The organism is Acaryochloris marina MBIC11017 (assembly GCF_000018105.1).
GTDB lineage: Bacteria > Cyanobacteriota > Cyanobacteriia > Thermosynechococcales > Thermosynechococcaceae > Acaryochloris > Acaryochloris marina.
Genome location: NC_009925.1, coordinates 753,068 through 767,296, shown reverse-complemented (window position 1 = coordinate 767,296; position 14,229 = coordinate 753,068). Strand labels below are relative to the sequence as shown.

The following is a 14,229-nucleotide window of genomic DNA, read 5'->3' as shown; positions in this document are numbered from 1 at the left end:
AATGGGGGCTGATCAATTGATCACTAAATGGTGAGGTAAACAAAGGCATTGCATTCCCCATTCAATGCTTCTATATTGCCAGATTTACCACCTCAATCCCTTTAATCCGGTTGGAGGTTACACCTGTGGGAGTGGGAGAAACGGAATAGACTGCCGCACCATCTGTTCCTGAAATGATTCGGATAAGCTGGCCGTCCATAAAATAGGCTGCTGCACCATCATCAATAGCGATACCAGGGGGTAATGCTTCTGTTTCAATCAGATGTTCGAAGGTCTTTTGTCTGCCAATTTCAGACGAATAGTGAGGACAGCAGCTTCCTGACAGAAAATTAAGACATTGGAGCGGGCCAAACTCATCAGCTTTAGCATCGGTTAAACAGGACTCAAACCAACAGTTTGCACCTGCGCTAATGCCTGACAAGATGGTTCCTTGGGCTGCAGCTTCCTTCAGTAAAGGGGCCAATTCCCATGCTTGCCAGACGGCCAGCATGCTGAACGTATTGCCACCCCCAACGAAAATGATATCTTGAGCCATAATCCAATCAGTCAAGTTGGGGGTCCGCCGAAACAAGGGTAGATGAGATGGGGTGCAATTGAGTTGAGAAAATCGAGAGTAAAACTTGAGTAAATAGCGTTCTGCATCACCACTGGCCGTGCCAATAAAACCAACTTTGGGAATATTGGCCTCACTCTGCTCCAACACGTAAGAATCGAGGCCAGGTTCTGAACCCTCGGAGAAGCCACCGCCACCGATTGCAATAATCTGTCCCTTTGTCATCTGGAAAACTGACCCTCGACGATTACCCGTAGCTTACAAGGGTGCGAGTTTTTACGGTAAATCATGCAGATCTCGAAATTCGATTTTCCGGTTTTATCCAAAACCTCGTTATACCAATTCCCCAGCTAAATGACCTGTATAGCTCGTCGAAAGCATTGAAGATAGGTTAATCATTGGAGTCAAACAGTTTATCTCGATACGAAATTGATATTAGCTTATGGCTTTCGTGGGGTTATGGCTTTATTCAACAACATCTTGGCTAAGTCAACCCCATCATTCGTTATCACATTGTCCAACAACTTCAGATCATAAAACAGCCCGTTTTAGGGTTTTGCTGCTTTCACCAGTAGAAAATGAGATTTCATGGCCAGAAAAAAGCCGATTTGGAGGGTGCTGCCAAACTTCCAGTAAAATCGGGGGTTTGTAGCATTTTCTTATTGCCTGTCTTTTGCACGATGGCAATCAACAGTCATCATTTCTGATACGCCCGTCAGGCAATAAGGTGTTACAGAGAATGCCCGGTGTGAAGATAGCTTCGATATTATCCCAAGTTTCAGCTCCTCTGAAATCGGCATATGAGAGGTCAGCTTCAAAGGCAACTTCTTTGAGAAAAGCATCTCGCAAATCTGCATGAGTAAAGTCAGCCCCATCCACTCCAGCTTGTCCCATATCAGCCCCTCTCAAGTTGGCATAAGCGAGACAGGCTCCTCTTAAAGAGGCTTGGTAAATTTGAGCACCAACCAAGGTTGCCTCCCTTAAAATGGAGTGATCCAAATCGGCACAAGATAAATCGGCTTCTGTCAGATCAGCATTTTGGAAGTTTACGTTGGTCAATGTTGAATCTACTAAGTTTGCCTGTCTCAGGGTCGATCCTGCCAGATCAGAATCGACGAGAAAGATTCCTCTCAAATTAGCTCCATTGAAGTTGGCACCACTCAAAACGACTCTATTCAATCGGACATATTGGAGTTCAATGCCAGTGAAATCTCTCTCTCCAGAAGCATATCGCTCCATCAGTTCCTCTGCCGTCATACCTCAACCTTCTATGCAAAAAAGTCCTTCATAAAATCATGAAGCAGAATAGCTGATGATTGCATAAAATATTTATCTCAACTTGGCAAACTCAATACATCAGGGACTGGATGGTGGTGTCCTCGATGATAGTCATCGGCATTTAGAGACTGCACCAGATCGGCAAAGGTGAGATGAAAACATTCCAACCCGCCACACAGCCAATCAATATAGTCGGGCCATTGGTCTGTGGCATTGATATCCGTCTCGGGGAGAGGGCAGTAGATTACACATTCGGAAACCAGATTCTCCCAGTTCAGGGCAAATCCCAGTTCGGATTCAATCTGTTCCTGTTGCGCGGCGAGTAACTCGTAATGGGCTTGGGCATCTTCATCAAATAACCGCAGCTCAATGGCTAGAGATGTATGCTCTCGATTCAAATGGGCAGAGAGCAAAAATCCCGCTCTTCCAATGGCAAAATCAATATGATCATCCGGAGGTGGAGCAACGGCTTTGACCACACTGCCCCGTTGTTCTAGCTGATCGCAGAGTTCCGACCAAAACGCGACATGCTGTTCTTGTTCTGCTGTTAATGGCTCCGGTTCTGGCTCCTCCTGCTCTGGCTCAGGATCAGGCAATGCTTCGGCTTGTTGTTCGAGCTGACTCTCTAGATCCAACTCGGTGGGGTCATCTGGGGCATCTTCAGTCGATTCTTCAGCTGGTGAGACCAGATTAAACTGGGCAGCCATTGCGGTTTTGCCAATTTGCCATAGCTCGATTTCTACGCCCCAAAATTGCAGGGAGGGTTGGGCATGTTGATTGAGCCAGTTGAGCAGTTTGAGATGTTCTGCCGAAAACTGACTGGCAATCCAAATAATGCCTGCTGCACTAATATCAGCCCCTTCCGTCAGTAGCTGCCCGAAATGCTGCTCATCGGTGGGGCAAAGCTGACTGCCAATTAAAATCCAGTTTTTGGTGCCCGCCTGCCGACAGAGCAAATCCCCTTGGCGATCGCACATTTGCTGCGCATCTAAAACCACTTCCAAAGAAAGACCAATGGCTTCACCTAAAAGCTGCATATTCTCCTCCTGGCATAGCCAAGGCGCAAAATCCTCAGTGGCGGACTGCCAATATTGGGTGACATCGACTTTCTCTAGACGACCCAAATTGGGCTTGGAGGGGTGCTTGGCAGACATGGGTATCGCTCTAACGATTCATCCTCCCCTACCGTCAAATCACATCAAGGAGGAAACGGGCTTAATATTCAATAGCTTAACGGGTATAGAGTCCCTCGGATCAGCCAAATCAACGGCAATATTTAACCTGGGGACGTACCTGAAAATACAGTACCAACTTCAAATCCCTGGTGTACATTCCAGAATTATTGGAATCGTTGTCCAGCTTTAATGTTGTATATGGTTTGCGAGGGTCGGGGTGAGGCGGTCAGGAATTCGAACGTAGCACGAAAAATTAGCGAAGTTAAGACAATCACTTCTCACTATTGGAAAAGTATTCGTCGTCAGTCGGGAAAAATCTGATGGACCCACTGTCACAAGGATATATTTTTCTCGCTGCTTCCATTACTTTTACACCCAACTCTCCACTTTCTGTTTCCGAAGACAGCCTCCACTTATCCCGAGGAATCCCGTAGTAGTTCTCAGTAGTATCAATTAGTTCTTCAAGACTGTAGAACAAATTATCACCTTCAACGTTGACCGGATCTAGGCTGTAGTATCTAATCAGCAAGACTAATATAACCTCATCAGAATTAGTCAAAATCTCTAATCCTAATGCCTCTAAATCCCTTTCATCTGAAGGGTCTGCTAACTGAGGTTGGGGTTTTACTGTTGAGAAAACATGCATGCTCGGCTCAATACATAACGATCAGCATCACCGGGCCGCCGTGAGGGATGCTCCATGTGAACACGATCGGGTGGCAGTTTCAGTGCATAAGGTTGTCATCTATCCGCTGTGATAAGGATGTCACGGCATGTCAAAATGTTCACAGTTGTCCGATATGACATCGTGTACAGCACCGTTGTGTTGAGTGACAACACACTCATGATCAGGCTGCACCACCTCGAATACAAGGTGAGTTAGTCATCACCAAAAGGCCCCCATGCGTTTTCATATAGCTCATCCCAGATATCATTACCTTCAACTACCCACCAGTACGGTTCGTCGGCCACTGGTTTCTTGCGATCATAAATTGCCGCCAGTCCAAGTAGTTCAATTGGATTATCAGCGGTAAGTTGAACCTCGTTATTCGTTGCGAACCAGAAATGGTCGGCCGGAACCGCCCCGTCATCTGTCAAGTCTCCATCGACTCGCAACTCGAAGCCACGTTCACGGAGGATACGGAGGCAAGTGTTGTAGACGTTAGCGTGACTGCTTAGACTCATGCTCGTTGACAGATAACATCCATTTCAAAGAAATTCGATTCATATATTGGATAATATGCCTTATCTGGATAGATGTGTGACACTTTAGCAGTTAGTACTTCTCTCTACACACATTCTTAGCGTATGAATCCTATAGTCTAGGTAAAAAAGATTGCAGGATTCTGATGCCTGGACATTAATTCTGACAAACGTTGCTTAAATCTGGAATACACCTGGAGTCAAAGACTACGACTTCGCTCAGCTCGGAGATTTCAACTCCTCTTTTCAGGGTTGGGGGGGATTTTGGAAGACGCTAACTTGTCGGCCCAACGGGTAGTCTCCGGTAGCCGATAGCGGGTGGTACAGCTCATTACATACTCAATGGCACTGTCTAAACTAATTCGATGTCCCAAAGAAATGTACAGGGGCTTTGTATTAGGGCGAGTGCGGAGGACTGCCCCAATCCGTTCGTCCTTATCGATTAGAGGCTGCCAATTCCCTCGGGTTTGATCTACAGGCTCGTGCTTTCCCACCAAACGTGATTTGGCTACACCAATCGCCGGTAGATCCGCCAGCACGCCTAAATGGCAGGCAATCCCAAAACGTCGGGGATGGGCAAGCCCCTGACCATCACAAAGCAGGAGATCTGGGGTGGTTTGAATTTGGGCTAAAGCTGCTAAAACCGTTGGAATTTCTCGAAACGATAGCAAGCCTGGAATGTAGGGAAACTTAGTGGGTTGGCGAGCAATCGTCGTTTCGTGCAGTTTTAGCTCAGGCCAAGTCAGAACTGCGATCGCAGCGCGAGTCGTTTTACCTTGGTTTTCAAAACCTACATCCACTCCCGCGACAAAGCGCACTTCATTAAAGTCGTCGGTGGGGATGACCTGGGAACAAAGTTGTTTTTGGAGTTGAATAGCGTCTTGAGCCGTTTGGGGCCAATTCTCAATCTTAGGAACTTGCACTTACCACTTATGAAGCCAGTGGGTATCAATAAAGTCCATCACCATCAGGGCTCCGAGCATACCGCCCATGATTCCCAGAATGAAAAGTAAAGGGTTAGCAACGGCGATTAGGCTACCTAATGCACACATGACCACCGTTAGGAAGAAAAGAATTATGACTAAAAGTAACGGTCTAAATAAATCCATATTAAATTCTTATGAGATATATATCAATTTGTAATGCGATGATTGTTATTGTACTGTATTCGTGCACCTGCCCAGTCTAATTTCTCCCGTAGAGTGCGATAGTACGAATAATTTTCCCGCAGTAATACAAACCTGGCCCGGTATTTGGCCATCCAGATATCCACTCGCTGTCCCGGCCAAATTGAAGTACACAGGACCCCATCCATCCATAACTTGGTCGCCAGTTCCCGATCCGCAAGGGGCCAGACACTCACCCGTGATCCTGGCGGCAATACAATGGGCCGACTGGATAAACTCAAGGGGCAAATTGGCGTGATCGCCATAGCTTCCATGCCCGGATGCAAAATCGGTCCGCTAGCCGCGACGGTATAGCAGGTGGAACCCGTAGGTGTAGCAACTAATAATCCATCGCCTTGATACTGATCCACCACTTCGCCATCAATTTCTAACTCTAGAATTGAAGTAATCATGCGATCAGCAGAAGCGGGCTTGATACACATTTCATTGAGGGCGGTGTAAAACGGTTCTTCTTCCGGGATATCCGTTGGATCAACATCGCGATCGGCGACGCGGGCTCGTAGCATCATTCGCTGTTGAACGGCGTAGCGATCTTCAAGAATTCTTTGCCATACCTGTTCCGTATCCATAAATAGATCGGCGGGTTCAGTCAGGAATCCTAAATGCCCTCCAATATTGACCGCCAAAATCGGAATCCCATCGGGAGCCAAATGTCGAGCAGCGGCTAGAGCCGTTCCATCTCCGCCCAGCACAATAGCGAGGTCAATGGCCTGTGTGGCAGAGGCTAGAAAAACCGGATAGGGATTATCTTTTGGACCACTGGGTCCCATCAAGATATGGCAGCCCTGGGCTTCTAACTGACGGGCACATTTCTCTGCCCATCGTTGGCTATGGGTATCCCCAGCTTTATAGACGATGATGACTTGCTGTAACTGCACCCGATTGGTCCCCTTTTCTGCTTTGCTCAGGCGTATGTAATCACCGTACCCTGTTCGCAGCGCTTTATGAGTGGGGGGTAGATTCTGATAGGTGAGGGGTTTCCACAGCAATTGATTCAGGTGCTATGGCTGTCGGTGCAATGGGACATTGCATAAAGTTCAACTTAAATCCCCATAACCGAGGATGGGGACGGAAGATGCGGAAACAGCGTTTGACACCAGGAGGGAGATCGAGCCAGGACTGCACCGTAAATCCTTGCCGTTCATAAAAAGGCACCACCTGAGGTTTACAGGCAAGATACACATCTTTATCAGATTCCTGGATCAGGGTTTGGACGATTTGAGACCCCCACCCCTGATGACGGAATTGAGATTGGACAAAAACATAGGCTAGCTCACTATGGCTGCTATAGGCATTGAGTAGTGCACAGCCTGCTAGGGTTCCTGCTTGCTCAATCACCTGAAATCGAGACCAGTTAAAGACAACCCCAAAAAATCGCATTATCAACTGACCCATTACCAGACTGGCGAGGTACAAGCCCAGCCCTGCTGTCGCCACATTCGCGATGGCCAAAATAAACTGCACATCGACCATCGTTGTCGATTGACGCCAGTAGATCTGTAACCACAAAGCCAGCCCCACCAACCCTAAACGGAAAAAGGCAAAGCTAAAGAGTCGCACATCTAGCCCAATGCCCTCATCCCAGGTGAATTGCCAAAGCATTTGTTGGATGGCCCATTTATCTTGGGCTTGGGCGGGACGCAGCACATAAGGAGGAGACGTTGACATGGAGCTAGGAAAAGAGGAAGGGTCTGTTCCATTCATATCATTTGCCCGCCAGATTCTCTGAGGTTCTTTTGCGGGTGGTGTTATGAAAAAGCCTTGGCTAGGGAAATAACTTAGAGCAAAGGACATGATTGGGGTCGAAGGTGGCTTTAGCCTGCTGCCACGCTGGCCAATTAGGCCCAAAGTGTTGAGACCAAAAGTCAGGGGTAATCTCTCCCAACCAGCCGGATAAATAGCGTTTGCCGCCTGCTTTTATCACTAACTGATGCGCTTGTTCTAGTGCCGTCAATGCTTGAGTCTTTAACGAAAGGGGAATGCCTGTCGGCAATACGGCAAATAGAAAGGCTTGTTCAGGTTTCATTAGAAAACGAGGGGTTGGTCGTTCAGCAACCCACAGCACGCGATGACCATCGCCAAAGCAGGGGGGCAAAATCTCTAGAATTTGAGGGATGATCTCTGTTGCAGTACTTACGGGCAATAGACAGTCAAACCAGGGATGAAGCTGCTGCCAAGCCCCGCTGGCCTGCATGGATTGAAATCGTAGATCGTAACGAGCAGCATAGTCAGCCGTATCGTCATCTTCGATATAGAGGAGCTTGTGGTAATTCAAGCCTGCTAATACCTGTTCTTGCTGGGGAGGCGTTGCAGGATCAAACTCTACGCTGACATGTAGCCCCCACAACCACTGCACTAGAGGACGTCGACCTGTCGGCGTTTTCTGTAAGCCCTGCATATTTGCAGAGCAAAATCCTTCTAGGTAATCGATGCGATCGCACAACTGATGCTGGTCCCTAATCCAGGTTTCTAGATCTTCGTAGACCAGAAAATAGGTGCGTATCTGAGGTTTAATCGGTCGGGTGGCTAGAGTTGCTGAAAGGATGACCGCACATCGCCCCTGTCCCCCCAGAACTGCAGCATAGAGATCTGGGTGTTTATCAGGAGTACACCAAAGTCGTTCTCCTGCACCCGTCACCACTTCTAGGGCGATTACGTTTGCGATCGCAGGACCATACCGATGACTATTAGCCCCAAATCCTCCCGCCGATAGCGTGCCCCCTATGGTCAGATTGAGATTGAGCGGCATCATACAAGGTAGACATTGATGGGGCTTCAGCATCGCAACCAGTTGTCGCCAGGTCGTACCTGCACCACAGGTCACCTGCTGCGGCAACGCTTTAGAGTAGCGAATATCATCTAGTCGCGACGTATTTAAAGTCATACCCCTGGGACTGATGGACTGCCCATTTTGGCTACACCCTTTGCCCCTTAGAGTGATCGGCAGCTGATATCGATTGGCCTTCTGCATCAAGGCCACAACATCTTCTCCCTGTCGAGGTTGAACGACTAACTGCGACTGCCCCTGAATAAGGTGACCAAAATCTGTGCTTGCGGCTGCCAATACTGCGGCATCTCGATCAAACGGGATGCCCATTTCACTAACTTGATGTGCCAACGAAAATATTTTCTGGCTAACCATCTTATCGCTCCTAGAAAGAGGTTATAACATGCAAAAGTTTACTGAAAAATAGTTAGATAAAATAAAAAATATAGATTGATGTAGAAAAAGATTTCTGATAAAATTATTGCAAGATAGAAAGATTTTTTTATTGGTAAATACAGAATTCTAATTAGATTGACATCAAGATATGGCTAATGAATTGAATCATTAGATCTCATCGCTCTAATCCCATTCAAGAAAAAGAGATCTAGATCGAATTAAACGAAAATTTTTGGATGACTAGTAAATTTTGTCCTGCCGATAACAAGATCTGAGCCATATCTCGGTATCTAATTTATGCGAGCCTTAGCCGACATTGATAATAGATGCTTGCTGTTGATACTTTCGGTGAGGCTGAATAATATTTTTCATCATGTACTCGACTGTATTCTGGTGAATCCAGCCTTTTTCAGCTAACAGATTACCAATTGGCTTATGGTCTGATTGTTGCTCTTGTAAGACTTCCTCAAGCTGAGCATGAGTCACTAAATTCGCTTCCAATAGATAACAACCTAGAGGTTTGAGATTGGTATTGACCGGTATCGACGGCGCTGAGGTGGGTTGGCGGTCAGTATAGAGATTGTTATGGTTGACCCCTTTGAGATAGTCAAGATATTCATGTTCTAGCGGAGCTTCAGGCTGAATATTGGCTTGCTGGGCAAACGCCAATAACTCATTCATTAAGTTCGTAAACACGTCAAAGGTCTGATCGACTGCAACAATCGCAGCGTCACGCTCCTCTTCCGAAAGCTCGACCGCTTCAATGACTTGACGAGACTCTGTAGAGCAAAAGGTATGCCCCGTATCCACTTCTAAATGACCCGCCCCAAAATACTCATAGTCATCATTGGTCTCTTGAGACAGTTCGTGAGCGGGCATTGCAGAATTGGCTAACAAAATATTCCCAGTGGATTCTGTCGCCTCAATAATCGTGAACTTCCGCACGGGACTGGCTTTATAGGTCGCATTGTACAGATAGTATGCGGCTGCCCGGGCATTAACCGTTTGCTGATTCCAGAGAAACTCTAAGGATTGATTAAAGCTCAAGGTGGGATTAAACCTTAGCTTTTCCATATCACTCAGTAGCCATGGCCAATGATGATCATCTTCATAGGTATGGACATTGATAATCTTCTGGATTTCATCTGTCGTTGGCTCAACCCGAAAGACGTTGCGATTGAGTTCTCCAAAACTCATGGCAAACGGTGCAATGCAAGGTGCAAAGGCCAATCTTTGCCTTGGATCGATGGTTTGATCTTGAAGGAACTCAAACAATGGTAGCTGCGCAAATTCTTTCTTCTTTAGATTAATGTGGGCCAGGACTTTTTTCATCTTGATTCCTTCATATAGGTGAAGTACTTGAATTCATTTTTTCTTCTAAGAAATATTTTTCTGCAATCAGAATGTATGCAGAATAATGCAGATGCTCACACCAACGTTAGTGATTATTACAGATGATTTTAATTTCGTGAAGTGATGAAAATTACATGAATAAGCATTAAAGACTTGGTGAAAAAGTGCTTACTATAGAGTTTCATAAAAAAACATAAATATTATTTTATGAAATAAAATATTGCCTCTTAGTGAGATCACATAAATCTAATTTTTTGAGTAATAATTACTAGTCATTACTCATTTTAAAGTGATTAGTATATTCGGCTAAGAGATATATTTTGAATACTATGGATTAAAAGCCATAGCTGACTATAAACAGATGATTTTTATCCTAAGCAGCCAGAAAAGCTGAATTTATATTTATTTGCTTGGAGAAAATCACCTTTAAAAAGGGAGAGCCAGTCAGTCTCTCCACTGGCATAAAGACTGACTGGCCCGTCAATGAATCAAGCGCAATCGCTAGCTCAAGCTAAAGGGGTGCTCTAGCTGTAGGTTGAGGTCAGTTTGTGAATCAATCACAATCACTTCCTGTAGGGCTGGATCAATCACCCCACCAATGGTGGCCCCCGAAGCGGCCCCGGCCAGAATTTTTTCGGCTGTAATAGTGCGATCGCCAATAACGGCGGATAAGCCAGCCGCTGCTGCGGCTCCCAGGGCAGAGTCTCTCGCCACCGATTGCCAAGGACGATTCCGATTGGTTTCAATCGCCGTTCCCACAGCGGCTCCAGTCAGTACTTTTTCCGCTGTGATGGTGCCATCACCAATGACAGTGGACAGGCCAGCTGCCGCGCCAGCCCCTAATACTGCATTGCGGGCTAGGGCTAATAAATTCGGATCGCGGGCACTCACAGTACGGGTAATAATTCCAGACGAAGCTTCTAATGGGTAGGAGTTGCCATCAATCACGACCTCACGGGCTACAAATTGAGTGCCACTCCCTTGAGGTTGCAGTTCTCCCAGAATAGAGCTGCCTCTAGGAATAACTGTATTTCCCCGATTATCTTTGATATCTTCGGTGACTTTGACGTTTAAAGGAGCTGTCTCTTGGGGAGAGACAATCACTTTCTTGGCGACATCGTAGACAACTGGAATATCGGTTCTGGCTTGTAGGCCTTCTGCTGGGGAACCAGCAATGTAATTCCCAGAAATAAGAGAGGCTTGTTGAGGGTTTTTCAGGGTTTGGCAAAGGAAGGCGGCCACTTCAGCGCGAGTGGCTCGGCTGTTGGGATTCAGGTAGCGGACATCGGGATAGTTGACGACAAGCTGGCGTTGGGTTGCGGATGCGATCGCTCCTCGTGCATAATTCGGTATCGCACTGGCATCGGCATAGGTGTTGCCGAGGGTGGCATTAATGGATCCTGTGGGCGAATATCCTAAACCGTTATTGAGAGAAACCAATACCTGAGTTCGAGGAATTTGCTGAGCAGGCCGAAACTCACCACTGGGATATCCTGTCAGGAATCCTGTTTGGGAGGCGGTCCGAATGGCGTTGGCTGCCCAAAAGTTAGACCGAACATCTGTAAAGGAACGAGCACTGCGGCTTCGAGCTGCATTGGGAAATGCATTGACGACCATTATTGCGTACTCGGCCCGAGTCACTGGAGCATTGGGACGAAACTCTCCATTGGGATAGCCATTGATAATGTTGCGTTGGGCCAGGGATTGAATACAGCTTTGAGCCCAATGCCCCGTAGTATCTGAAAAGCGAGTTTGGGCAAGAACGGTGGATTGAACTAGGAAGGGACTAGCCAATGCAGAAGAGAGACCCAAACTCAAAAGTGCAGCGGTTGAAGATTTCCATTGTTGTGAGGGTGTCATCATACAGGTCACCAAAAATGATTTTCAGTGATAAATGATGGATAGCCGATTATTTTGGTTCCAGCTTAAATAAATGGAAACGAAATAATCTATTAGAGTCTTATAATTAAAATTTTAGTACTTTATTCCCAAAAATAATCTTATTTGGAACTTTGTACTTCCCTCATTAGTCCCCCTGCCCTAGGAGAGATATTTTCCTATCCATGAGGGAGGTATAACTTGTCTACCTAGACGTGCTAGAACTGGCTTGAGTTGCCAGGGAAAACGCCTTACATGTCAGACTCAGAGCCGGTTCAGATTCGAGCAAGTACATCAGCGGATTATGCTGCGATCGCATCTATATACAATGAAGCGATCGCAACAGGCAGTATCACCTTCGATACTCGTCAATTCGAAGCGTCAGATATTCAAGCCTGGGTGAATAAATTTTGCGATCGCGAATGTCTGTTGGTCATTGAGCGTCAACAGCAGGTTCTAGGCTGGGGCATCGTCAAACAATATAGCGATCGCCCTGGGTATCGGATCTGCTGCGAAACATCGATTTATCTGACCTTTGCAGAAAAGGGCCAAGGGTTAGGGAAAATGATGCAAACGGCTCTACTGCAAAAGGTGGTTGGGCTAGGATATCACCACGTAGTCGTAAAAATTGTCGCGACCAATGATGACAGCATTGCCTTCCACAAAAGCTTTGGGTTTGAAATGGTCGGTGTGCAAAGAGAAGTTGGGCATGTTGCCGATCGCTGGCAAGATGTTGCCATCATGCAGCTTATTCTGCCCCAAGTTCCACCCTACCCATCATGAAAAGTAGGAGTTCTTGAGTTTTCTCTCTGCTGCCTAGATGAGAAAAATGTTCGGATGGATTCTGATGGGAATTGGAGTGCTACTGATTTTCTTTGGCAGTCACGCGGTTCTCAATCCCACAAGCTTGTGGTAGTTCTGTATATCTTTTAGATGTTTTGTGGGGGGCTATCAGCTATTGAGTACAGGTCGATTGAATATTTAGGTAGGTTGCCAGGGTAGAACGCACCAGGATGACTTTGGGGGTAGCGCCTTGCATCATGCCTGAATGGATCATAAAGATGAATTAAAACAATGCCATGATCCATAATGTTACTTTCATCAAGAGAATCAGGAATTCATGGCGAAAATATTCCTAATGGCTGGTGCTGCTTTCGGTGGCCTTTCAGTGGCAGCAGGGGCTTTTGCCTCCCATGCTCTCAAAGCTCAACTTAGTGAAAAGTCACAACAGATTTTTGAGACTGGCACTAAGTATCAGATGTATCATGCTCTCGCTTTGATCCTGGTATCACTGCTGTTGAGTCGGGCAGAAGGAGGAGAAGGATTACTGACCCTGGCAGGCTATGCCTTTATGGCCGGTATCGTTCTATTTTCTGGCAGCCTCTATGGATTGAGCCTATCTGAGATCAAGTGGTTTGGCCCCATTACCCCATTAGGAGGTGTTGCCTTTTTAGTCGGGTGGGGATGCATTGCGATCGCAGCCTTAAAATCATCTCCTATCAGCTAGCTAGGACTCCTGCAATGTCTTTATCAAAGCAACCTAACTCTCCTGGTCAGGTGCCCCATTATCATGAGCCAGAACGCACCTATCAGGCTGAACTTGATGCCAGATTACCAACAGAGGTCTTTAGCCAAGCCCTGGATCATTTGGTCATTACTTGTGTTGATTTAGTCTTTACCCATCAACATCAGGTGTTATTAGCAAAACGCAGTACCTATCCTCAAAAATCTTGGTGGGTGATTGGCGGACGTATGATCGCCGGAGAGTCCCCCTTACAAGCTGTCCAGCGGAAAGCGAAGGAAGAAGCAGGACTTGCGATCACAACCGATCGATTCCAGTTTGTGGGCGTCTATTCCACCTGTTTTGCCCATCGGCAGCAAGCCCCCCAGGATCGGGGCTTACACAGCCTCAATCTCACCTATTTAGTCGCATTGACTGATTCAGAGAGGCCACTCCTTTGCCTTGATCCGAAGGAGTATCAAGAGTGGCAATGGTACTCCCATCGTGAAGCTACCTTGCAACTCAAGGCTTCCCAGGTGATGGATCAACTGCTATTGAGCCTATTAGATCGCGTCAATTCTATGGGAAGCACATCTGGCAAGATCAGTTGAGTTGATCTCACCGGTCCAGATTGGGGATACCCATATCCTTCCAAGACAAACAATCGTTTTATGCAGCCTTGGGGACATAGCTTGCTTCTTCGTTGCTGCTGGAATATTCCGAAAGCAGCTCTTCATCGTCCGTAGACCAGTCGAAATCGGAGTTGTCGTTTTTGCGGAAGCGACCATTCTCTTCTAACCAGTCATATAGAGACGTATTTTTGCGAGGTGCAATTACGGGGCTAACCTGATTACGGTTTTCTTCTGTCAAAGAGGGATTATACATGTGTGTGATCCAAGGGAAAACGTGTTCGTATACACAAATTTGCCTCATCTGAA

15 protein-coding genes are annotated in these 14,229 nt (G+C 46.6%); 3 read left to right on the top strand and 12 right to left on the bottom strand.

The genetic code is table 11. The annotated features are described in order from the left end of the window. Positions 1 to 70: 70 nt before the first annotated feature. The 11 genes from AM1_RS03505 to AM1_RS03445 form a co-directional block, all read right to left on the bottom strand. Positions 71 to 778 (bottom strand): Type 1 glutamine amidotransferase-like domain-containing protein, encoded by a 708-nt coding sequence (locus AM1_RS03505; RefSeq protein ID WP_012161415.1) that lies wholly within the window; start codon positions 776 to 778, stop codon positions 71 to 73. Between the two features lie 462 nt (positions 779 to 1,240). Next, a complete protein-coding gene (locus tag AM1_RS03500; protein ID WP_012161414.1) occupies positions 1,241 to 1,810 on the bottom strand; it encodes a pentapeptide repeat-containing protein in 570 nt (189 codons plus the stop codon). Positions 1,811 to 1,887: 77 nt separating this feature from the next. Next, positions 1,888 to 2,985: a DUF4268 domain-containing protein gene (locus AM1_RS03495; RefSeq protein ID WP_012161413.1), complete on the bottom strand. Its 1,098-nt coding sequence runs from the start codon at positions 2,983 to 2,985 to the stop codon at positions 1,888 to 1,890. A 292-nt stretch (positions 2,986 to 3,277) separates the two neighbouring features. After that, positions 3,278 to 3,652, bottom strand: coding sequence for a hypothetical protein (locus tag AM1_RS03485; RefSeq protein ID WP_012161412.1), 375 nt, complete (start codon positions 3,650 to 3,652; stop codon positions 3,278 to 3,280). Positions 3,653 to 3,885: 233 nt separating this feature from the next. After that, positions 3,886 to 4,104, bottom strand: a complete 219-nt coding sequence (locus AM1_RS03480; RefSeq protein ID WP_148215666.1) for a hypothetical protein — start codon at positions 4,102 to 4,104, stop codon at positions 3,886 to 3,888. A 338-nt stretch (positions 4,105 to 4,442) separates the two neighbouring features. Further along, positions 4,443 to 5,132 carry a deoxyribonuclease V gene (gene nfi / locus AM1_RS03475; protein ID WP_012161411.1) on the bottom strand — a complete coding sequence of 230 codons (690 nt, stop codon included), beginning with the start codon at positions 5,130 to 5,132 and terminating at the stop codon, positions 4,443 to 4,445. Between the two features lie 209 nt (positions 5,133 to 5,341). Beyond that, the gene (locus tag AM1_RS03465; protein WP_012161409.1) at positions 5,342 to 6,274 is read right to left on the bottom strand and encodes an NAD(+) kinase; all 933 of its coding nucleotides are present in this window, start codon (positions 6,272 to 6,274) and stop codon (positions 5,342 to 5,344) included. 64 nt (positions 6,275 to 6,338) lie between these two features. Beyond that, complete coding sequence (locus AM1_RS03460; protein ID WP_238549156.1) at positions 6,339 to 7,064, bottom strand: GNAT family N-acetyltransferase; 726 nt, start codon at positions 7,062 to 7,064, stop codon at positions 6,339 to 6,341. 97 nt (positions 7,065 to 7,161) lie between these two features. Beyond that, positions 7,162 to 8,538: an FAD-binding oxidoreductase gene (locus tag AM1_RS03455; RefSeq protein ID WP_012161407.1), complete on the bottom strand. Its 1,377-nt coding sequence runs from the start codon at positions 8,536 to 8,538 to the stop codon at positions 7,162 to 7,164. Between the two features lie 327 nt (positions 8,539 to 8,865). Beyond that, positions 8,866 to 9,891, bottom strand: coding sequence for a hypothetical protein (locus AM1_RS03450; RefSeq protein WP_012161406.1), 1,026 nt, complete (start codon positions 9,889 to 9,891; stop codon positions 8,866 to 8,868). Between the two features lie 522 nt (positions 9,892 to 10,413). Then, entirely contained in the window at positions 10,414 to 11,775 is a 1,362-nt protein-coding gene (locus tag AM1_RS03445) for an S-layer homology domain-containing protein (RefSeq protein ID WP_012161405.1), read from the bottom strand. A 270-nt stretch (positions 11,776 to 12,045) separates the two neighbouring features. On the opposite strand from AM1_RS03445, the gene AM1_RS03440 reads away from it, so the two are divergent. The 3 genes from AM1_RS03440 to AM1_RS03430 all read left to right on the top strand — a co-directional run bounded on the left by AM1_RS03440 (position 12,046) and on the right by AM1_RS03430 (position 13,902). Beyond that, the gene (locus tag AM1_RS03440) at positions 12,046 to 12,573 is read left to right on the top strand and encodes a GNAT family N-acetyltransferase (RefSeq protein ID WP_012161404.1); all 528 of its coding nucleotides are present in this window, start codon (positions 12,046 to 12,048) and stop codon (positions 12,571 to 12,573) included. Between the two features lie 337 nt (positions 12,574 to 12,910). Then, complete coding sequence (locus tag AM1_RS03435; RefSeq protein ID WP_012161403.1) at positions 12,911 to 13,297, top strand: DUF423 domain-containing protein; 387 nt, start codon at positions 12,911 to 12,913, stop codon at positions 13,295 to 13,297. Between the two features lie 14 nt (positions 13,298 to 13,311). Continuing rightward, positions 13,312 to 13,902, top strand: a complete 591-nt coding sequence (locus AM1_RS03430) for an NUDIX domain-containing protein (RefSeq protein ID WP_063710509.1) — start codon at positions 13,312 to 13,314, stop codon at positions 13,900 to 13,902. Between the two features lie 58 nt (positions 13,903 to 13,960). On the opposite strand, the gene AM1_RS03425 is transcribed toward AM1_RS03430, so the two are convergent. Next, positions 13,961 to 14,176 carry a DUF3134 family protein gene (locus AM1_RS03425; protein WP_012161401.1) on the bottom strand — a complete coding sequence of 72 codons (216 nt, stop codon included), beginning with the start codon at positions 14,174 to 14,176 and terminating at the stop codon, positions 13,961 to 13,963. Between the last annotated feature and the right edge of the window lie 53 nt (positions 14,177 to 14,229).